Consider the following 19,603-nt stretch of genomic DNA (forward strand, 5'->3'; position numbering starts at 1 on the left):
GGCACTCGGGCTGCAGGCCGGCGCCCAGTCCGGTCACCTCCCCTCAGGCGGCCGTGGCGGCGGAGGCCTTGAGCTCCCGCCACGCCTCCCGGCGGCGCGCCTGCTCGTCAGGATCGGGAACCGGGGACGCCGCCATGAGCACGCGCGTGTAGTGCTCGCGCGGGTTGCGCATCACCTCCAGCGTCGGCCCCTCCTCCACGACGCGGCCGCGGTTGAGCACCACCACCCGCTGGGCGAGGAATTCGACGACGGCCATGTCGTGCGCGATGAAGAGATAGCCGAGGTCCTTGCCTGCCCTCAGGTCGGCGAGGAGGTTCAGCACCTGCGCCTGCGTGGACAGGTCGAGCGCGCTGACGGCCTCGTCGCACACCACGAGCCGCGGGTCGGTGACGAGCGCCCGCGCGATCGCGATGCGCTGACGCTGCCCGCCGGAGAACTGGCGGGGGTACCGCGCTTCCGATCCCGGCGCGAGGCCGACGGCGTCGAGCACCTGCTGCACGCGCTGGTCCCGTTCCGCGCGCGGCACACCCGCCACGCGCAACGGCTCGATGATGGCGTCGCCGATCGGACGCCGTGGGTCGAGCGACGAGAACGGATCCTGGAACACGGCCCGCAGGTCGCCCTGGAGGGCACGGCGCTGCGAGGCGCCGAGGCTCGTGATGTCGCGACCCTCGAACAGGATCCGGCCGCTCGTGACCGGCTGGAGGCCGAGGATGGCGCGGCCGATGGTGGTCTTGCCGGACCCCGACTCGCCGACGAGGCCGAGGGTCTCGCCGCGTGCGATCGTGAACGACACGTCGTCCACGGCGGCCGGGCCCTTCCTGCCGTAGCGGACGACGAGGTTGCGCACCTCGAGAAGCGGGGCGCCGACGGCGTCCACTCGATCCTGCACGGTGCTCACAGGTCTCCTCCTCCGACGGCGACGGGCTGTCGCCATTCCTCCTGGCGGCCCAGGACCTCGTCGCGCCGGACGCAGCGCACGCCACCCTCGCCCTCGGCACGCGGCAGCAGCGGGATCGCCGTCATGCACTCGTCGCGGGCGAAGCGGCAGCGCTGGGCGAACCGGCATCCGGTCGTCCACGAACCGGGCAGCGGAACCTGGCCCGGGATCGATGCCAGCCTCGTCGTGCCCTCGAACTCGACGATCGCGTGCGGATCCGCGGCCAGGAGCGCCATCGTGTACGGGTGCTCGGGCCGCACGAGCACGTCACGGACGGTGCCCGTCTCGACGATCTGGCCGGCGTACATGACCGAGACGTCGTCGCAGAGGTCGGCGACGACGCCGAGGTCGTGGGTGACCAGGATGATCGACATGCCCCGCGCGGCGACGAGTCCTCGCAGCAGGGCGAGGATCTCGGCCTGGATGGTGACGTCGAGCGCCGTCGTGGGCTCGTCGGCGACGAGCAGCCGCGGCGAGCCGGCCAGGGCGAGGGCGATCGCGACGCGCTGCGCCATGCCCCCCGAGATCTGATGCGGATAGCCCTGGAGCACCCGCGGCACGTCGACGATCCCGACGTCTTCGAGGAGGCCAGCGGCGATCCGCCTCGCCTCGCGCGATGAGACTCCCCGCAGTCGCTTGACCGCGGCGCCGAGCTGCCACCCGACCGTGAACATGGGATCGAGCGCGCGACCGGGCTCCTGCGAGATGAAGGCGATGTCGTGGCCGCGCACCTTGGCGAGAGTGCGCTCGTCGGCCTGGGCGAGGTCGGTCGCACCCCACTGGATGCGGCCGGAGCGGACCGCGAGGCCGGGCGAGAGCAGACCGAGGATCGCGTAGGACGTCACGCTCTTGCCGCATCCCGACTCGCCGACGAGGCCCATGACGCGGCCGGGCTGCACGCGCAGCGAGACACCCGTCACGAGCGCCGGGCCAGCCTCGACGCCGAGCACGAGGTCCTTGATGATGAGCTCGCCGTCGGCGGCGGCCCGGGCGGGCGTGCGGTCGGTCAGATCCGGCGCGCTGGTGCCGATGTTGTCGGCCGGCAGCGCGGCGACGACCTCGGGCAGATCGGCGGACGTCTCGACGGGGAACAGCGCCGTCGCCTCGGCCGGGAGGGATGCTCCGGCACCCGCGGGCGACAGCGCCACGAGGTACTGGTCGTCCGACGCGGTCTTCTTCTTGCGCCGCCGGAGGGCGACCAGCGGCGGCGGCGTGGCCGCCCCGCCCGACAGCACGTCGGCGAGCGAGTTCGCCGCGATGATCGTGAGCGCCAGCACGGCGCCGGTGGGCACCATCATCCAAGGCTGTTGGAAGATGAACCGGGCGGCGGTCTGGATCATGCCGCCCCAGGTGGGCTCGGGTGGCTGCGGGCCGAGGCCGATGAACGCGAGGCCGGCCTGCATCATGATGCCGACGCCGAAGAAGAGGACGAACTGCACGATCACCGTCGTGGACATGTTCGGCAGGACATGGCGGAAGCTCGCCGCCGTCGGCCGCACGCCGTCGACCGCGGCGGCCTCGACGAACAGCTGCTTCTGCAGCGCCTTGGCCTGGCCGAAGAAGATCCGGTAGAGGGCGCCGAAGAGGAGCACGCCGAGAAGCGTCATCACGAGCGGCATGTTGGTGCCGACCGCCGCGATGAACGCGAGGATGATCACCGTCCCCGGCAGCGACATCACGATCTCGCTGACGCGATTCATCGTCGCCTCGGCGCGCGGGCTGCGCACGGCCCACAGCGTGACCGGAACGGTGATGAGCACCGCGACGATCGGCGGGATGCATCCGATCGCGAGCGTCGAGGCGGCCGCCGTCACGATGCGCGACAGCAGATCGCGGCCGAGCTCGTCGGTGCCGAGGAGGTGCGCGGCGGACGGGCCCTGCAGCACGGCCGAGAGGTCCTGCTCGAGCGGTCCGTACCGCAGCCACAACGGCGAGGTCAGCGATGCGACGACCAGCCCGATGAGCCAGACGAGGGCGAGGACGGCGGTCGGCGACCGGAACAGCCGGTTGCCGCGCCGCCGCTCGGAACGGCGGATGGTGAGGATGGAGGTGGTCGAGACCGTCATGATGTGCGCAGTTTCGGGTCGAGGGTGCGGTTGAGGGTCTCGAGGACCACGTTGACGATGACGACGACGAGCGTCGCGACGAGCACGAGAGCCTGGACGAACGGCAGGTCAGCCGAGCCGACGGCAGACTGCATGGCCTGGCCGATGCCGGGCAGCGCGAACAGCAGCTCGATCATCACCGAGCCGCCGAACAGCACGATGAACTGGACCGCGATCGTCGCGAGGATCGGCAGGCTCGCGCTGCGCAGCGCGTGGACGTAGATGATGCGCGCGCTCGGGGTGCCGACCGCGCGGAGCGTGCGGATGTGCTCCTGGGCCAGCGCCTCCGCCATGGATGCGCGCGTCTGCCGCGCGATGAACCCCGCTGAGGTGATCGCGATCGTGAGCACGGGGAGCACCAGCGATTTGAACCACTTCTCTGGGCTGACCTCGAACGGGACGAAGCCCGTGGCCGGCAGCAGTCGCAGCTGCACGGCGAAGACGTACACCAGCAGAATGCCGACCCAGAAAGCGGGCAGCGACAGCATGACGCCGGTGAGCACCGTGATGAACCGGTCGACGGCGCCGCGGCGGACGGCGGCGATCACCCCGAGCACGATGCCGAGCACGGCGCTGAGGATCGTGCCCCCGGCGGCGAGCGCCGCCGTGACCGGCAGCCGCTTCGCGATGTCGGGGCCGATCGGGCGCCCGTCGATCAGGGACGTGCCGAGGTTGCCCTGCAGCACCTGCCCGACCCAGACGAGGTACTGCTGGATCCACGGCTCGTACCAGCCGATGGACTCGTTGTAGGCGACCACCTGCTCGGGCGTCGCGGACTGACCGAGCGCCACACCGCCGGGCGTCGAGCCCGAGAGATGGACGAGCACGAACGCGATCCACGACGCGATCAGCAGCGTGAGCAGGGCCCAGGCGACGCGCTTCAGAACGAAGATGAGCATCGGAACTCCTCCTGACGGCGGTGCCGGCGGGATGAGCCCGCCGGCACCGTCATCGGATCAGGATGCGGGCTGGATCGTGGCCAGGATCGGGAACGCCTCGGCGCCCGGGAAGGTGGGCTCTGCCACCTTCGCCGTGTTGTAGGCCCACGGTGCGAGCTGCTCGAACAGCGGGATGAGCCAACCCGAGTCGACGATCGCGCGGTTGAGGTCCTTCAGCGCAGCGGCCTGGGCCTCTTCGTCGCCCGTCGCCGCACCGTAGGCACCGGCGGCCGCCTGGATCTCGGGGTTCTCCGCACCGTGGAAGTTCGCGAAGCCGAACAGCACGCCGAACACGTTGCCCAGGGGGTTGGTCCAGGTCAGCGGCAGCGGACCGCCGAGCGGCTCGGTCTGCACGACCGCGAAGATCTCCTCGGTCGAGGCCGCGTTCTTCAGCGTCATGTTCACGCCGATCGCCTCCCAGTACGGCTGCAGCGCCTCGAGGTCGCGCTGGCTGGCGGACGAGATCGTGAAGGTGAAGTCGAACCCGTCGGGGTAGCCGGCCTCGGCGAGCAGGTCCTTCGCGGCGTCGGGGTCGTACGCGTACTCCTCGTCGAGTTCGGGCAGGTACCCGGCGTTGTCGGCCGGCAGGGCGTTCGCCGTCGGCAGCTCACCGGGGTGCACGGCGTTGACGTACGCCTCGCGGTCGATCGCCATCGAGAGCGCCTGGTAGACGCGCGGGTCCGCCCACTGCGGGCCGAGGGCCCCGGCCTTGTCGAACGCGACGATGTTCTGGACGGTGCCGCCGTTCGCGACGAGCCCGATGCCGGCCGACTCGACCTGCGCCTGCGTGTCGGACGTGATGAACGCCAGATCGACCTCGCCCGAGATCGCCGCGTTCACACGCGCCTGGGGGTCGAGGATCGGACGGAACTCATAGGTGTCGAACGGGTAGTCCGCTGCGGCGTCGTGGTCGTCCTTCTTCACGAGCAGGTACGAGTTGCCCTTGACAGTCGCGTCCTCGTCGACGGTGAGCGGGCCGGAGCCGTCCGGCGTCGTGTCGAGGCTGGAACGGTCCGCGGCCCCCGTGGGGCCGACGATGGCACCCGCGGGCAGCACGAGGTTCGCCTCGAATCCGGGCTGGGCTGCGGCGAAGGTGAGCGTGACGGTGTCGTCGTCGACGACCGTGACGTCCGAGATCTCGCTCTCACCGCCGGCGGCGAACCCGCTGTAGGCCGAGAGATCGGGATTGCCGCGGGCGTCGAGGTTCTCCTTGACGAGGTCGGCGCTCAGGGCGGTGCCGTCGTCGAAGGTGGCCGTGGTGTCGAGATCGAGGGTCAGCTGCGTCTGGTCGTCGTTGTACTCGAACGACGTGACGAGGTCGGGCACGACCTGACCGTCCTCGTCGAGGACGAACAGCGAGTCGTATATGCCCTCGTAGAAGAACCGCTGCCCGCTGCCGTAGCGCACGGGGTCGTAGCCGAGCGCGGCCTGATCGGAGTCGAGGGCGATGGTGAGCTTCGACGTGTCGGCCGCATCTCCGCCGTCGCTGGATTCGGCGGCTCCGCTGCAGGCGGTGAGGGTGAGGGCGGTGGCGGCGACGGCCGCAATGACGGCGGCGCCGCGGGTGGTGTGACGGGACATCCTGATCTCCTGTGATCGGTGTGCTGCTGCGGACTTCGGTGTCGCGGATCGCCGTCGGGTGGCGCGATCCTTGGACCAAGGCTGACCCCGGACGACCCGTTTGGCCATTCGGATTCACCTGCTTCCCGTTAGCGAACGCCTAATGTGAGCGGTCATCTCCGGATCCGCACAGTGAAACATGCTTTTATTGAATGAACAACTGTGGCAGGCTGTGGATGCCGAGAAAGGACTCGCCCATGACATCGCCCGTCTTCCCCTCCGACTTCCTGTGGGGCGTCGCCACCGCCGGACACCAGAACGAGGGCGACAACGTCCACAGCGACACCTGGTTCCTCGAGAACGTGACGCCCACCGTCTTCCAGGAACGCTCCGGCAAAGCGACGAACGGGTGGGAGCTGTGGGAGTCCGACCTCGACCTCGTCGCCGGACTCGGTCTGAACGCCTACCGCTTCTCCGTCGAGTGGGCGCGCATCGAGCCTCAGGAGGGCGAGTTCTCGGACGAGGCGCTCGCGCACTACGAGGCCGTGATCGACGGATGCCTCGCCCGCGGGCTCGCGCCGATCGTGACGTTCAACCACTTCACGTCGCCGCACTGGTTCGCGGCGCGCGGCGCGTGGCTCGACCCCGAGGCGCCGGAGCTGTTCGCCCGGTACTGCGGTGTCGTCATGGACCGCTTCGGCGACCGGATCGCCCTCGCCGTCACCTTCAACGAGCCGGACCTGCCCGAGATGCTGACGTGGGCGCACCTGCCCGAGTTCGTCGCCGAACTGGAGCGTCAGACGCTCGAGGCAGCCGGGCGGGAAGCCGGCGTCGAGACCTACCGCGCCGGCAACGTCATGCTGCGCGAGGACTTCGCCGGCATGCGCGCCGGCATGACCGCCGGCCACCGGGCAGGCAAGGCCGCGATCAAGGCGCGTCGCCCCGACCTGCGCGTCGGCCTCTCGCTCGCGCTGGTCGACGACGTCGCCGGTCCGGGCGGCGAGGCGACGCGCGACCGCAAGCGTGCCGAGGTGTACGAGCACTGGCTCGAACTCGCCCAGGGCGACGACTTCGTCGGCGTGCAGAACTACGAGCGCATCGCGTACGGCCCCGAGGGACAGCTCCCGCCCGAGCCCGGCGCGAGCCTCAACGGCATGGGCACCACTGTCGAACCCGATTCGCTGCGTGGTGCCGTCGAGTACGCCTACTCCGTCGCGCGCGTTCCGGTCCTCGTCAGCGAGCACGGCGTGGGCACGCCGGATGACAGCATCCGTGCCGCGTTCATCGAGCCGTCGCTGGCTGGTCTGGCACAGGCGATCGCCGGCGGCGTGTCCGTGATCGGCTACTGCCACTGGACGCTGATGGACAACTTCGAGTGGATCTTCGGCTACGGCCCGCAGCTCGGACTCCACAGCGTCGACCGCGAGAGCTTCGAACGCACCGCCAAGCCCAGCGCGGAGGTGTACCGCCGGCTCGTGGATCGGTTCCGCTCGGCGGGCTGAGCTCGCGTCGCTCCTGCGCGACGCGACCGCACCGGGCAGCAGGCTGCTGCGGGCCGCGGGAGGGCATCAACGCCATCGATGCGCGCGATCACCGAATCGGTCTTCGCCGATCTCCTCGGAACCCCTTCAATGAGGGTGGAGTCAAAGGAGATTTCAATGACGAAGCCCAACCTCGAGGTCGCCCAGACGACGACCCCTCGACGCGCCGGAGCCTGGCAGGCAACCCTCCTGCTGGCCGGCAGCTGCATGCCCGTGATGGGGTCGGTCCTCATCACACCGGTCCTGCCCCAGCTCTCGGAGCACTTCGGCGACCAGCCGGGTGCCGATGTGCTGGTGCCGATGATCGTCGCGATCCCGGCGCTGATGATCGCGCTGTTCGCGCCGTTCGCCGGGCAGATCATCGACCGCACCGGTCGCAAGACCCTGCTGGTCGTGGCGATGTTCGCCTACGCCGTGGCCGGCACCGTGCCGGCGTGGCTCGACAACCTGACCGGCATCCTGATCAGTCGTGCGTTCGTCGGCCTGTTCGAAGCGGCCATCATGACCGTCTGCACGACGCTCATCGTGGACTACTTCCACGAGGAGCACCGCCGCAACAGGTACCTCAGCCTGCAGACCGTCGCGACGACCCTCGGCGCGACGGTGTTCATCGCCGTCGGGGGCGCGGTCGGCTCGGCGGGCTGGCATGCGCCGTTCTGGATCTACGCCATCGCGATCCCGATCGCCGTCGCCATGGTGTTCTCGCTGTGGGAGCCCGGCCGCGGCGACTCCACCGACCTCCACGTGCCGACCGGCGAGAAGGCCCGCGTGCCGTGGCGCATCCTCGGCCTGCCGCTCGTGGTCACCCTCTTCGGCGGCTTCACCTTCTACGTCATGATCATCGAGGTCAGCTACCTCGTCGTGGGCACCGGCGTGGCCGCCGACGACACGGCCACGATCGGCCTGGTCGCGGCGATCGCGTCGCTCGCCACGGCGGCCGGCGCCTTCACGTTCCCGCGCATCGCGAAGGCGGGCACGCGGCTGCAGCTCCCGCTGGCGTTCGGGCTCCAGGCCGTGGGCATGGTCATCGTGTGGCTCTTCGACGGCTTCGCCGGGGTGCTGGTCGGCGCGATCGTCGCGGGCTACGGCTCGGGCATCCTGCTCCCCTCGCTCGTCACGTGGGTGGTCTCGCGGACCCGGTTCGAGGAGCGCGGCCGCGCGACCGGCTGGTGGACCGCCGCCTTCTTCTTCGGGCAGTTCGTCACGCCGCTCCTGATGGGCGCGCTCACTGCCGGCACCGGCGCGCCGCTGCCGGTCGCCGTGGGCATCGTCGGCATCGCGGCCGCGATCGTCGCCGCGATCCTCGCATTCGTCCTGCCCCGGCAGCAGCCCGCCCCGGTGACGGCCGCCTGATCGATCCGGAGAGCGGATGCCGCGGCATCCGCTCTCCGGAATCACCAGGTCGCGGCGAGTCCCCTTCGACCGTCGCGGCCACGTGGCTGAGTCCCTGCCGGCAAGCGACTGCCGCACCCGCGGGTCCCGTGCTCAGGCGGTGGCGGGCCGCGGCTCGACCGTGGCCGAGGCCTCGTCGGACAGCCGCCCGTGCGGCAGCAGCACTGCAGCCACGATGCCGAGCGCGTACACGGCGGCGAGCGCGAGGAAGACGGGCGCGAACACGTCTCGGTAGATGCCCGCGACACCGGCTTGAACCGCGGGCGACGCGGCCTGCACCAGCGCAGAGGTCAGCGTCGCGGCATCCATGGCGGAGGGCAGCAGTGCGGCCACGCCGAAGCCGATGACCGCGCCGATGATCGCGGTCGTCACGGTGGAGCCGACCTGACGGACGATGTTGACGCTCGCCGTGACCGCCCCGATGTCCTTCGGCGGTGCCGCGCTCTGCACGACGGCGACGATGAGGCTCATGAACGCGCCGGTGCCGAGGCCGACGACGGCCATCACGACCATCGGCACCCACAGCGGCATGCCCACCGGAAGGAGCGCCATGACCAGCAGGCCGAGGGCGCCGAGCGTGGTGCCGAGGATCGGGTACACGCGGTAGCGGCCGGTACGGCTCGCGAGGAATCCGCTCAGCAGGTTGCTGACCAGCATGCCGAAGACGGTCGCGATGGGGACGAGCCCCGACACGGTCGCGCTGGTGCGGTATGCCATCTGGACGTAGGTCGGCAGGTATGCCGTGATCGAGAACAGCCCGATGCCGATGATCGCCGAGAGCGCCGTTCCCGCCGCGATCGTGCGGTCGGCGAACAGCCGCAGCGGCACGATCGGCTCCGCGGCCCGCCGCTCGACGAAGAAGAAGGTCATCAGCGCCAGCAGAGAGACGGCCAGCGCCCCGAGGGCGCCGGCGCGCGCGGCCGGATCGGCGAACCAGGTCACTGCCAGCACGAGCGCGACGAGCGCGACGGTGAAGGTCGTGGCCCCCGCCACGTCGAACCGGCCGCGAGCGCCGCCCTCGATGTGCGGCACGGCGATGAGGGCGAGCACGAGCGCGGCGACGCCCACCGGAAGGTTGATCCAGAACACCCACGGCCAGCCCCAGTAGTCCGTGATCAGTCCCCCGACCAGCGGGCCCACCAGGATCGCGATCGGGAACGCCGCGCCGATCACGGCCATGTACTTCGGTCGCTCGCGGGGGGTGCTCACCTTGGCGACGATCGTCTGCGACATGAGCTGCAAGCCGGCCGAGCTCGCGCCCTGGATCACGCGCGCGACGATGAGCCACGCCATGTCGGTGGCGAAGCCGCACAGCAGCGAAGGGATCAGGAACGCGACGAGCGACGTGTGGAAGACGGCACGTGGGCCGAGAACATCGCCGAGCTTGCCGAACACGGGGAGCAGCACGGTGCTCGCGAGCGTGTAGCCCACGACCACCCAGCTCATGTGCTCGAGGGCGCCGAGCTCACCCGCGATCGTCGCGAGCGAGGTCGAGACGATCGTGTGATCGAGCGCGCCGAGAAAGCCGACGACGAGAAGGGAGGCGACGAGCAGTCGCGTTCTGGTGGGAGAGAGTGGCATACGGGGCGCCCGACCGATCGGGCCGTCGACGCGACCGGATGTGCCCCGGCCGCAACCTCACGGACGGGATCGAGTTCGGCAGAACCCCAACGTCACGTCGATTCTAGTCCGACTTCTGCTCTTTTTCAACTAAAGATGCCGCCGACGCCGCGACGCCTGCTCGAATGCGATCGCTCATGTACTTGGCGGCACCGGCCGCGGTGAAAGCACCGTCGACGGGGATCTCGGCGCCCGACACGTAAGCCGCGGCATCCGACAGCAGGAACGCGACCACCTGGGCGACCTCGCCCGCCTCGCCGAACCGCTCCAGCGGTGTGAGCTCGAGCTGCGCGGCACGCATCGCCGGAGGCGCTGCGGCCGTCATCTCGGTCTCGATGAAGCCGGGGTGCACGATATTCACCCGGATGCCGCGCGGCCCGTACTCGTTCGAGGCGACGTGGGTGAGCCCGCGCAGGGCCCACTTCGACGTCGTATAGGCGGCCGTGTAGTGGGCGGTGAGCCCGGCGGCCGACCCGACGTTGACGATCGATGAACCGGCGCCCATCAGCGGCGCGAGATGACGGATGCCGAGCATCGGCCCTGTCGTGTTCACGGCGAGCACGCGATCCCAGTCGGCGCGCTCGGTCTCGGCGAGGCGGGCACGGTGGGTGATGCCGGCGTTGTTGACGAGACCGCGCAAAGACGATCCGCCGAGCGAAACGCGCAGCTCGGCCGCGAGCTCGATCCAGGCCGCCTCGTCGGTCACGTCCAGCCGACGATACGCAACGCCGGTGCCCTCGTACGCCGGCATGATGTCCGCCAGATCCGTCGCGACGACACGCGCACCCGACGACGCGAGCAGCAGTGCGGCCGCCGCGCCCTGGCCGCCGGCCGCGCCGGTCACGACGACCGTGCGCCCCTCGAGACCCGGCAGGTGCGTCATCGTTCCTCGCGCCGCCGCAGCCGCGGCCGCGGGCGCGCCGGTGGCACATCGGGCGCCGGCACCGCAGGGCCGACGGTGCCGACGAGCTCGCCGATGCCCTCGACCACCATGCGCACTTCGTCGCCCTCTCGCAGCGGCGGCGGCACGAGGCCGCCGTTGCGTCCCCACAGCTCGCCGAGGCATCCGCCGTTGCCCACCGTGCCGCTGCCCAGCACATCGCCCGGCACGACGCGCGAATTGCGCGACGCGTACGCGACGAACTCGGGGAACGGCCAGCCGGCATTGGACACCAGGTCTTCGCCGATGAGCTCGCCGTTGACGTAGACCTCGGCGCGGATCGCGAGGAAGCCGTCGGCGTCGAGGAAGGGCTCGAGCTCGTCGGCCGTGACGATCCACGGGCCGAGCGCGGTGCCGAAGTCCTTGCCCTTCGCGGGGCCGAGGCGCACCTTCATCTCGCGGCCCTGCAGGTCGCGGGCCGACCAGTCGTTCATGATCGTGTACCCGAAGACGACGGATGCCGCGTCCTCCGACGTCAGGTTGGACTCGCCGACGTCGCGCGTCCCGCCGATGATCACCGCGACCTCGAGCTCGAAGTCGAGCCGCTCGGTGACGGGAGGGCGCAGCACGTCACCCGGACCGAGGATCGTGTGCGGGTTCGTGAAGTAGAACGTGGGAGCCTCGTACCACTCGTCGGCGACGTGGCTCTTGCCTTCCACGCCCGCGCTCACGCCCTCGACGTGCTCCTCGAAGGCGACGAAGTCGCGGACGGATGCCGGCACAAGGGGTGCGAGCAGCCGCACATCGGAGAGCGGCGTGCCGGCGTCGTCGTGCACCCGCGCGAACGCCGCGCGAGCGGCATCCACTCCCCCGGCGAGGATGTCGGCGACGGTCAGCCCGTCCGGGAACGCGACGACGCGGTCGTCAACGACGAAGCCCTCGCCGACGGTGATCTTGTGACTCCAGCGTGCGATCCTCATGCGGACCCCTTCTCTCCTGCCGTCAGCCTGTCAGGCGCGGCACTCCAACGGCTGGGCGCCGTTGTACTCGTACATGTCCTGCCACGCGGAGGGGATGTCGGGCTGCCCGCCCTCCACCTCGGCCATCGCGCGATGCAGGTTCCCGACGATCCGCTCCCGCTCGGCGAGCCCGGAGAACCGGCCGAGGTCCAGCGTGCGCGCCGCCTCGAGCGGCGAGAGGCCGCGGGAGCGGGCGTCGGCGGCGGCGTCGATGAGGAACCGCAGGTATTCCGCCACCGGAGCGAACAGCTCGGGTCCGCCGACCGGGCCGTGCCCGGGAACGACGATCTCGGGCTGGAGCGACGCCATCTGCTCGAGGGCGCGCAGCCAGCCGGCGGGCGAGCCCGACAGCGCGAACGGGGTGCCGCCGTGGAAAACGAGGTCGCCCGTGAAGAGCACGCGCTCCGCAGGAAGCCAGACGTAGGCGTCGCCCGTCGTGTGCGCCGGCGTCCCCGGATGCCGCGCGTCGATCCGTCGCCCCTCGGGCGCGATCGTCAGGTGATCGTCGAACACGATCGTCGGCAGCCGCGGTGTCGCGGCGCCTTGGACGAACGGCGCGAAGATGTGCGGTGCGAGCCGGTGCGGTACCCGCAGATCGTCGGCCACGCGGCGGTGCGCGATGATCTCGGCATCCGGCAGCAGCGATGCGCCGTTGCAGTGATCCGGATGTGAGTGGGTGAGCACCACCCGCCGGATCGGCGAGGACGCGACCTTTGCGGCCGCGGCGAGGTACGCGCGCGTCCTCGCCTCCGTCGAGGCGACATCGATGCTGGTGGCACCGCCGGCATCGTCGACGAGCCCCGTGTTGTTGATCATCCACCCGCCGTCGGGCTGGACGTACGCCCAGACCCCGTCGGCGAGCCGCTGCATGCGCGGCGCATCGGTCACGCGGCGCTCTCCTTCGAGAAGCGCGGCAGCGTCAGGAGGATGACCGTGGCGATCACCATCATGGATGCCGCGGTGATGAGCGGAATGCTGTAGCTCCCGGTGGCATCGAACGCGAAGCCGGCGGTGACCGGGCCGAAGGCGCTGCCGATCATGAACACGCTGTAGACGATGCTGTAGAGGGTGCCGAAGGCGCGCGGGCCGAAGTAGCGCGAGCTGAGGTACCCCATGAGGTCGATCTCGGCGCCGAATCCGATGCCGATGAGGAGCGCGGTCAGCGGGGCGAAGCTCGGGCCGGCCCACAGCAGGAGCAGGCACCCCAGCGCGGCAGCGAGGAAGAGGGGGACGGCGACATAGGTGGCGTAGAACCGGTCGAAGAGCCAGCCGATCAGCGGCCGGGCGATGACGGTCCCCACTCCGACCAGCGACGACAGGAACGCGGCCCGCACCGGATCGACTCCGGAGTCGATCAGCAGCGGAACGAAGTGGGGCACCATCGTCAGCAGCGCCCAGCCGAGGAGGAAGAAGACGACGCACAGGCTCCAGAACGCCCGGTTGCGCAGGGCGGTCGCGACCGTGAGTCCCGGCAGTGTGGAGCGGTCCACCGCCGCGACGGTTGCCGGGGCGCTGAGGCGGGCGAAGAACACGAGGACGAACGGCAGCGCACCGAGCAGCGCCATCGTGAGGTAGGCCGCGCGCCAGCCGTTGTCGGCGATCACGATGCCCATGAGCGGCGGCAGGAACAGACCGGCCGCGCCGAGCCCGCCGGCGACGATGCCCAGGGCGATGCCGCGGCGACGGTCGAACTTCTCGACGACGGCCTTGGAGTACGTCACGGCCGAGGTTCCGGCGCCCAGGATGCCGGCGAGCGCGTAGAACGCGAGGAAGGTCGCCAGGTTCGTGGTGAACAGGCCGATCATGACGAGCATGAGCACGAAGAGCGGGATCGAGATGACCGCGACGCGCTTGACGCCGAACCGGTCGAGGAATCTGCCGACGAAGGGGAGGGCTGCCGCGAGGCCGAGCGAGCTCATCAGTGACGCGAGGTTGATCTCGCCGCGCCCCCAGCCGAACTCCGCCTGCAGCGGCACGACCATCGTGCCCAGGATGTAGCCCAGCGAACTGAGGCCCACCGCCGCGCCGAACGTGCTGAACACGAGCGTCGGCCATCCGCGGCGGAACTCGCCGGATGCCTCGGCCTGGGATGGGCTGGGTGACGTGATGGTCTCGGCCATTGGGGTACTGCTTCCTTCAACGGTGAAGTCGGATGCCGCGCGTCCGCGCGCGACGCTCCATGCTTTCAACGGCGTAGTATTCATGCAATCTGCAATCGGGCATGCGTGGTATCCACGCCATGGATAGGAAGGCGGCAGTGGCGACGTTTGATCTGAACCTGCTGCGTCCGCTCCTGGCGCTGCTCGAGGAGCGCAACGTCACGCGCGCCGCCGAGCGGCTGCATCTGAGCCAACCCGCCACCTCGGCCGCGCTGGCCCGGCTGCGCCGGCACTACGACGACGACCTGCTGGTGCGCGCCGGTCGCACGATGCAGCTCACGCCGTTCGCACGGGATCTTCTTCCAGCCGTGAGTCGCGCCGTGCGCGAACTGGAGCCGGTGATCGACCGGAAGGAGTCCTTCGATCCCGCCCAGACAGAGCGGCGCTTCGTCATCGGTGCGACGGACTACATGACGGCGATCCTCGCGGGGCCCCTGCTGCGGACGCTCTCGGAGGAGGCCCCCCGCGCGTCCGTCGACTTCGTGCCGCAGCCGGAGCGCGACGGAACGCTCAGTCCGTACAGTCGGCTGGACGTGATCGTCGGACCGGTCGGCTTCAACATCCCGGGACACAGCCAAGAGCTGTTCACCGATGACTTCGTGCTCATCGCCGATCCCGGGAACGCCGCACTGTCCGCTCCGGAGCCCAGTATCGCCCGCCTGTCGGAACTGCCGCACGCGATCGCCTACCTGAACGACCCCGACCACGACAACATGCAGGACGTCCTGCGCAGGGCCGGCATCGATCATGTCGTCGGCGCGCGGCTGTTCGGTCTCGCATCTCTCCCGCTGCTCGTGTCGGGCACCGAGATGGTGGCGCTCGTGCCCCGGATGCTGGCCGCGAAAGCGTCGCGCACCCTTCACCTGGCGATCTTCGAGCTGCCCGAGGGAATCACGATCCCGATGACGGAGTGCGTCTACTGGCACCCCCGCGACGAGGATGACGCCGCCATCGTCTGGCTGCGCGAGGCGCTGATGCGCACCGTCCCCTCGCTGTCGCGCGAGCCCAGCGGACCGCTGCCGAAGCGCCTGCGCCTGACACCGTGACGATCGGATCAGGCGCCCCCGTCCCCTGCGCGGGAACCGCCCGCGCACCGGGCGATCCTCATGCCGGCACCTTGGTCGCGAGGAGCGCGGCGGCGTTGCCGCCGAGGATGCGCTGGGTGAGCTCGGCGGGCAGGCCGGCGCCGCGCACGAACGAGACCGGGTCGTCCAGGCCCATGTCGAACGGGAAGTCGCTGCCCAGCAGCACGCGCCCCGCGCCGGCCGCTTCGACCAGGTGCCTGAGCGCGACCGGGTCGTGCACAACGGTGTCGAACCAGAGCTTCTTCAGGTAGCTCGACGGCTCGTGCACGCAGCCGTGGGCCTCTGGCCGCACGCGCCACGCGCGGTCGGACCGGCCGATCGCGAACGGCAGGTAGCCGCCGCCGTGAGCGGCGACGATCTTGAGGCCGGGGTGGCGGTCGAGGACGCCCGCGAAGATCAGGTGCGACAGCGCGACCGCGTTCTCGGTGGGCTGGCCGACGGTGTTCGACAGGTAGAACCGGTCGAGCCGTTCGTCGAGGCTGCAGCCGAACGGGTGCAGGAACACGATGCAGCCGAGTTCGGCCGCGCGCGCCCAGAACGGCTCGAGTCGTTCGTCCGACAGTTCGACGTCGCCGGCGAAGGACGAGATCTCCACGCCGGCGAGTCCCCTGCCGAGCACGGCGTCGTCGAGGTACTCGACGATCCGCGACGGATGCTGCAGCGGCACGACGCCGAGCCCGGTGAGCCGGTCGGGCGCCTGCGCGACGTGCTCGGCGATGAGGCGGTTGGTCTCCATGGCGACCCACACCGCAAGACCCTCGGGCGCCCACGGGTAGAAGTGGTTGGGGGACACGCTGACCCACTGCCGCTCGACGCCCTGCGCGTCCATCGCAGCCAGCCGAGCGTTCACGTCGGTGAGCTGCGGGATGCGCGCGCCGACCATCGCCCCGGAGGCCTGCAGGCTCTCGACGCCGTTGCGGCGACGCTCGAGGTCGGCGGCCTCGGCCACGCCCTCCGGCGCCCGCCGCTCCACCTCGGCATGCAGCGCGGGCAGGAGCAGGTGGGCGTGGACATCGGTGACCGCGGTGCCGGTGATCGCCCCGGCTTCGCCGGCGCTCATGCGGGCTGCGCCATCTTCTGTGCGATGCCGAAGATCAGCCCGCCGGCGTCCGCGTCGCGGTTGCCGTCGATCTGCCACTGGCCCAGCTGGACGGATGCCTCCACCACCGCGGTCGCGCGCGGCAGCCGTCGTGCGTGGAACTCGTCCCACAGCCCCTGGTCCACGGCGTCGCGCGAGGTGAGCAGCTCGGTCAGCACGAAGGCGTCTTCGAGGCCCTGCGCCGCGCCCTGGGCGATCGTCGGCGGGCACGAGTGCGCGGCATCCCCGATGATGACGACCCGCCCGCGGTTCCACGGCTCGGTCACGATGTGCTGGGTGAACCAGGTGTAGTTCGCGTGCGCTCCCTTCTCGAGGTCGGCGCGGATGGCGTTCCAGGGTCCGCCGTACGCGCGCGACTCCTCGAGCATGATGCGCGTGGCGTCGTCGTCCGAGACAGCGAAGCGATCCTGCGCCTTCTCGACGAGGAAGGCGTACATCGTGTCGTCGCCGGTCGGCGTGTAGCCAGCGATGTAGACCGGGCCGCCGTAGTACAGCTCGCTGCGCACGACGTCGGCGGGGCGCGAGACGAACGTGCGCCAGATGCCCATGCCCGTCGACTGCGGCTTCTCTTCGATGCCGATGAGCTCGCGCACGGTCGAGTGCAGCCCATCCGCGCCGATCACGAGGTCGTACTCCCCCGCGCTCTCACCATCGACGATCACGTTCACGCGGTCGCCGGCCGCGTCCTCCAATGCGGTGAGCTTCACGCCGAAGCGCACCCGAGCGCCGGCCTTCTCGGCATGGGCCAGCAGGATCTGCGCGAGAGCGGGCCGCGGCATCCCCATCGCCGCCGGATAATCCGGCCCGCCCGTCTTGACGTCCGGAAGCTCGGCGACGATCGGCGCGGCCGGACCGGGCGCACGCAGGTTGAGGCCTTCGAAGGGGTAGCCGGCAGCGCGGATGTCGTCCCACGCGCCCAGCGCGTCGAAGACCCGCAGGGCGTTGCCCTGCAGCGAGATGCCGGAGCCCAGCGCGCTGAGCTCCGGCTTCGCCTCGAAGACGTCGACCTCGACGCCCGCCTTCGCGAGCTGGATCGCGGCGGCGAGGCCGGTGACTCCGGCGCCGATGACGGCGACCTTGTGTACGGCGGTCATGTCAGAACCTCTCTGTTCTTCAGGATGATGTTCGGGTCAGAGGATGGCCACGGGGTTGATCGGCGAGCCGACCGCTCCAGTGATCGGCAGGGGTGCGGCCGAGAGCAGGAAGTCCCAGCGGCCTCGCGCGGCGCACGCGGCGCCGAGCTCTTCGAGGTTCCACATCTCGCCGATCGTGAGCCCCATGTTCGGGATGACGATCTGGTGCAGCGGCTGGAACGCCGGCGCGTCGAACTCGTTGGGCCGAACCTCGAAGCCCCACGTGTCGGTCGCGATGGCGGCGATCTCGGTGCGGTGCAGCCATCCCGCCGTCGTCAGCGAGAGCCCCGGCGCCGGGCCCCCTGCGTAGTCGCCCCAGCCCTCGCGGCGCGCGCGGCTGTACTGGCCGGTGCGCACCAGGACGATGTCGCCGCGTCCGACGGCGCTCGAGGCGCCCTGCGCCGCGATCGTCGCCTCGATGTCGGCGACGGTGACGGCGTAGCCGTCGTCGAGCTCACCCGATTCCGGGTCGATGTGCCGGCCGACGTCGAGCAGCACACCACGGGAGACGATGACGGATGCCGCGTGCTCGATGCCCGTGACGAGGTCGCCCTCGCTCGTGACGACGTCGCCGGCACGGCGGCCGTTCCAGGCGTTGCCGTGGTCGAAGATGTGCCCGAGACCGTCCCACTGCGTCGAGCACTGCAGTGGCATCGCGATCACGTCGTCGGCGCCGCCGATGCCGTGCGGAAAGCCCTGGTTGCCCCGCTCGGCGTCGACGCCCGTGTCGGTCATGGTGTGCACCGGGTTGGTGCGTCGACGCCAGCCCTTCTGGGGACCGTTCGTGTCGAACGCTTGCGCGAGCGAGATGACCACACCGTCGCGCACGAGCGCCGCGGCATCGACGCGCTGGGCGGGGTCGATGAAGTTGAGCGTGCCGAGCACGTCGTCGTCGCCCCAGCGACCCCAGTTGCGGTAGGCCGCCGCGCGCGCGGCGATCTCACCCTCGGGGTTCCTGCGGTCGAGGTCGGCCGGGTTCTCGGAGGGTGCGGCACTCATGCCTCGCTCGATTCCCGGTCGTTGAGCGAGCGAAGCGAGACGAAACGTCGCGAGCCGACCTCGCTCGCCGGTCCGAGGCGTTTCGTCTCGGTCGCTGACGCTCCCTCGCTCAACGACCGGGGGATCTGGCGCTGGATCACCGCGCGGCCTCCTCGGCGACGCAGCGGACGACCTGGGTGCCGAGGTGGGCGATGGTGCCGGTCATGACGTCGCCGTCGCGGAGGAACCGCTTCCAGTGCTGTCCGTTGCCGGCGGGGCTGCCGGTCAGCAGGATGTCGCCCGGCAGCAGCGGCATGGTCTGCGACGCGCCCGACACGAGAGCGGGGATGTCGAAGAGCAGGTCGCTGGTCGAGGCATCCTGCATCACCTCGCCGTTGAGCTCGAGCCGCACACTCAGGTCGGACCCGTCGACGAACGTGGCCGGCACGAGGAACGGCCCCGTCGGCAGGAAGCCGGGGGCGTTCTTCGCCCGGTACCAGTCCGTCCCGATCTCCTTCATGTCCTTGCGGAAGACCAGATCGCGCGTGGTGATGTCGTTGACGATCGTGTACCCGGCGACGTGGTCGAGCGCTTCTTCGCGAGAGACGCGGAAGGCCTCGCGGCCGATCACGACGGCGAGCTCCAGCTCCCAGTCGTGCACGTCGCTGTAGGCCGGCAGCGTCAGCGGCACGTCATCGCCGACCACGCAGGCGGGCAGGCCTATGAAGAAGTACGGCTCGCCGTTCGCCGCACGGTCGTCCATCACCTTGGCGGCGAACTCGCGCGCCTCCTCGGGGGTGCGGTCGGAGTTGTTGGTGAGCCCGGCCGCCACCAGCTCGATCACGTGCTGCCGGTAGTTCGCGCCGGTCTGCAGCACCTGTCGCGGCTCGACCGGCGCGGTCAGCGTCACGTCGGCCAACGGCATCCATCCGCCCTCGGCGCTCTTCGTGAGCATCGCCAGCCGGTCCCAGTCGGGGGCGGCGAGGAAGTCGTTCAGGCTCGCAGCGCCCAGTTGCTCGGGAGTGAGCGGGCGGGTGCGGTCTGCGGCCACGAGGCCCAGACGCACGGCATCCCCCTCCCGATAGCGGGCGAGGGCGAAGGGGGCATCGGGTCCGGTCGACGTCGTCGTCATGTCTGCTCCTATGGATCGAATG

16 protein-coding genes are annotated in these 19,603 nt (G+C 70.5%); 3 read left to right on the top strand and 13 right to left on the bottom strand.

All coding sequences use genetic code 11. From position 1 onward, the window contains the following. Window positions 1-43 precede the first annotated feature (43 nt). Genes MRBLMI12_RS07650 through MRBLMI12_RS07665 form a run of 4 tightly spaced genes read right to left on the bottom strand, consistent with a single transcriptional unit; the run spans window position 44 to window position 5,564 of the window. Entirely contained in the window at window positions 44-901 is an 858-nt protein-coding gene (locus MRBLMI12_RS07650) for an ATP-binding cassette domain-containing protein (protein ID WP_363355326.1), read from the bottom strand. Next, window positions 898-3,006, bottom strand: coding sequence for a dipeptide/oligopeptide/nickel ABC transporter permease/ATP-binding protein (locus MRBLMI12_RS07655; protein WP_363355328.1), 2,109 nt, complete (start codon window positions 3,004-3,006; stop codon window positions 898-900). Before MRBLMI12_RS07655 ends, MRBLMI12_RS07650 begins: the two co-directional genes overlap by 4 nt. Further along, a complete protein-coding gene (locus tag MRBLMI12_RS07660; RefSeq protein ID WP_363355330.1) occupies window positions 3,003-3,944 on the bottom strand; it encodes an ABC transporter permease in 942 nt (313 codons plus the stop codon). The genes MRBLMI12_RS07655 and MRBLMI12_RS07660 overlap by 4 nt, the downstream gene beginning before the upstream one ends. 57 nt (window positions 3,945-4,001) lie before the next feature. Beyond that, window positions 4,002-5,564: an ABC transporter substrate-binding protein gene (locus MRBLMI12_RS07665; RefSeq protein ID WP_363355332.1), complete on the bottom strand. Its 1,563-nt coding sequence runs from the start codon at window positions 5,562-5,564 to the stop codon at window positions 4,002-4,004. Between the two features lie 236 nt (window positions 5,565-5,800). Between MRBLMI12_RS07665 and MRBLMI12_RS07670 the strand changes: the two genes are divergently transcribed. After that, complete coding sequence (locus MRBLMI12_RS07670; protein ID WP_363355334.1) at window positions 5,801-7,045, top strand: glycoside hydrolase family 1 protein; 1,245 nt, start codon at window positions 5,801-5,803, stop codon at window positions 7,043-7,045. 156 nt (window positions 7,046-7,201) lie between these two features. Next, a complete protein-coding gene (locus MRBLMI12_RS07675) occupies window positions 7,202-8,437 on the top strand; it encodes an MFS transporter (protein WP_363355336.1) in 1,236 nt (411 codons plus the stop codon). 132 nt (window positions 8,438-8,569) lie between these two features. On the opposite strand, the gene MRBLMI12_RS07680 is transcribed toward MRBLMI12_RS07675, so the two are convergent. The 5 genes from MRBLMI12_RS07680 to MRBLMI12_RS07700 form a co-directional block, all read right to left on the bottom strand. Continuing rightward, entirely contained in the window at window positions 8,570-10,057 is a 1,488-nt protein-coding gene (locus MRBLMI12_RS07680) for an MFS transporter (RefSeq protein WP_363355338.1), read from the bottom strand. Between the two features lie 103 nt (window positions 10,058-10,160). Then, on the bottom strand, window positions 10,161-10,979 hold the full coding sequence (locus tag MRBLMI12_RS07685) for an SDR family NAD(P)-dependent oxidoreductase (protein ID WP_363355340.1): 819 nt from the start codon (window positions 10,977-10,979) through the stop codon (window positions 10,161-10,163). Continuing rightward, window positions 10,976-11,956, bottom strand: a complete 981-nt coding sequence (locus MRBLMI12_RS07690; RefSeq protein ID WP_363355342.1) for a fumarylacetoacetate hydrolase family protein — start codon at window positions 11,954-11,956, stop codon at window positions 10,976-10,978. Before MRBLMI12_RS07690 ends, MRBLMI12_RS07685 begins: the two co-directional genes overlap by 4 nt. Window positions 11,957-11,986: 30 nt before the next feature. Then, window positions 11,987-12,883: an MBL fold metallo-hydrolase gene (locus MRBLMI12_RS07695; RefSeq protein ID WP_363355344.1), complete on the bottom strand. Its 897-nt coding sequence runs from the start codon at window positions 12,881-12,883 to the stop codon at window positions 11,987-11,989. After that, window positions 12,880-14,115 (bottom strand): MFS transporter, encoded by a 1,236-nt coding sequence (locus MRBLMI12_RS07700; RefSeq protein ID WP_363355346.1) that lies wholly within the window; start codon window positions 14,113-14,115, stop codon window positions 12,880-12,882. The genes MRBLMI12_RS07695 and MRBLMI12_RS07700 overlap by 4 nt, the downstream gene beginning before the upstream one ends. Window positions 14,116-14,252: 137 nt before the next feature. On the opposite strand from MRBLMI12_RS07700, the gene MRBLMI12_RS07705 reads away from it, so the two are divergent. Continuing rightward, the gene (locus MRBLMI12_RS07705) at window positions 14,253-15,200 is read left to right on the top strand and encodes a LysR family transcriptional regulator (RefSeq protein ID WP_363355348.1); all 948 of its coding nucleotides are present in this window, start codon (window positions 14,253-14,255) and stop codon (window positions 15,198-15,200) included. A gap of 58 nt (window positions 15,201-15,258) precedes the next feature. Here MRBLMI12_RS07705 and MRBLMI12_RS07710 read toward each other — a convergent pair whose 3' ends face one another. The 4 genes from MRBLMI12_RS07710 to MRBLMI12_RS07725 form a co-directional block, all read right to left on the bottom strand. Continuing rightward, window positions 15,259-16,299, bottom strand: coding sequence for an amidohydrolase family protein (locus MRBLMI12_RS07710; protein WP_363355350.1), 1,041 nt, complete (start codon window positions 16,297-16,299; stop codon window positions 15,259-15,261). Beyond that, window positions 16,296-17,432, bottom strand: a complete 1,137-nt coding sequence (locus MRBLMI12_RS07715) for an FAD-dependent oxidoreductase (RefSeq protein WP_363355352.1) — start codon at window positions 17,430-17,432, stop codon at window positions 16,296-16,298. The genes MRBLMI12_RS07710 and MRBLMI12_RS07715 overlap by 4 nt, the downstream gene beginning before the upstream one ends. 36 nt (window positions 17,433-17,468) lie before the next feature. After that, window positions 17,469-18,470 (bottom strand): cyclase family protein, encoded by a 1,002-nt coding sequence (locus MRBLMI12_RS07720; RefSeq protein ID WP_363355354.1) that lies wholly within the window; start codon window positions 18,468-18,470, stop codon window positions 17,469-17,471. 136 nt (window positions 18,471-18,606) lie between these two features. Beyond that, the gene (locus tag MRBLMI12_RS07725; protein ID WP_363355356.1) at window positions 18,607-19,581 is read right to left on the bottom strand and encodes a fumarylacetoacetate hydrolase family protein; all 975 of its coding nucleotides are present in this window, start codon (window positions 19,579-19,581) and stop codon (window positions 18,607-18,609) included. Window positions 19,582-19,603: the final 22 nt, after the last annotated feature.

This window comes from Microbacterium sp. LMI12-1-1.1 (assembly GCF_040676455.1).
In the GTDB taxonomy this organism is placed as follows: Bacteria; Actinomycetota; Actinomycetes; order Actinomycetales; family Microbacteriaceae; genus Microbacterium.

Excerpts from the sequence above, each read along its gene's own strand:
- MRBLMI12_RS07715 (WP_363355352.1), bottom strand. The coding sequence starts at position 17,432 with ATGACCGCCGTACACAAGGTCGCCGTCATCGGCGCCGGAGTCACCGGC.
- MRBLMI12_RS07660 (WP_363355330.1), bottom strand. The coding sequence starts at position 3,944 with ATGCTCATCTTCGTTCTGAAGCGCGTCGCCTGGGCCCTGCTCACGCTG.
- MRBLMI12_RS07700 (WP_363355346.1), bottom strand. The coding sequence starts at position 14,115 with ATGGCCGAGACCATCACGTCACCCAGCCCATCCCAGGCCGAGGCATCC.
- MRBLMI12_RS07680 (WP_363355338.1), bottom strand. The coding sequence starts at position 10,057 with ATGCCACTCTCTCCCACCAGAACGCGACTGCTCGTCGCCTCCCTTCTC.
- MRBLMI12_RS07690 (WP_363355342.1), bottom strand. The coding sequence starts at position 11,956 with ATGAGGATCGCACGCTGGAGTCACAAGATCACCGTCGGCGAGGGCTTC.
- MRBLMI12_RS07670 (WP_363355334.1), top strand. The coding sequence starts at position 5,801 with ATGACATCGCCCGTCTTCCCCTCCGACTTCCTGTGGGGCGTCGCCACC.
- MRBLMI12_RS07720 (WP_363355354.1), bottom strand. The coding sequence starts at position 18,470 with ATGAGTGCCGCACCCTCCGAGAACCCGGCCGACCTCGACCGCAGGAAC.
- MRBLMI12_RS07655 (WP_363355328.1), bottom strand. The coding sequence starts at position 3,006 with ATGACGGTCTCGACCACCTCCATCCTCACCATCCGCCGTTCCGAGCGG.
- MRBLMI12_RS07725 (WP_363355356.1), bottom strand. The coding sequence starts at position 19,581 with ATGACGACGACGTCGACCGGACCCGATGCCCCCTTCGCCCTCGCCCGC.
- MRBLMI12_RS07710 (WP_363355350.1), bottom strand. The coding sequence starts at position 16,299 with ATGAGCGCCGGCGAAGCCGGGGCGATCACCGGCACCGCGGTCACCGAT.
- MRBLMI12_RS07675 (WP_363355336.1), top strand. The coding sequence starts at position 7,202 with ATGACGAAGCCCAACCTCGAGGTCGCCCAGACGACGACCCCTCGACGC.
- MRBLMI12_RS07665 (WP_363355332.1), bottom strand. The coding sequence starts at position 5,564 with ATGTCCCGTCACACCACCCGCGGCGCCGCCGTCATTGCGGCCGTCGCC.
- MRBLMI12_RS07685 (WP_363355340.1), bottom strand. The coding sequence starts at position 10,979 with ATGACGCACCTGCCGGGTCTCGAGGGGCGCACGGTCGTCGTGACCGGC.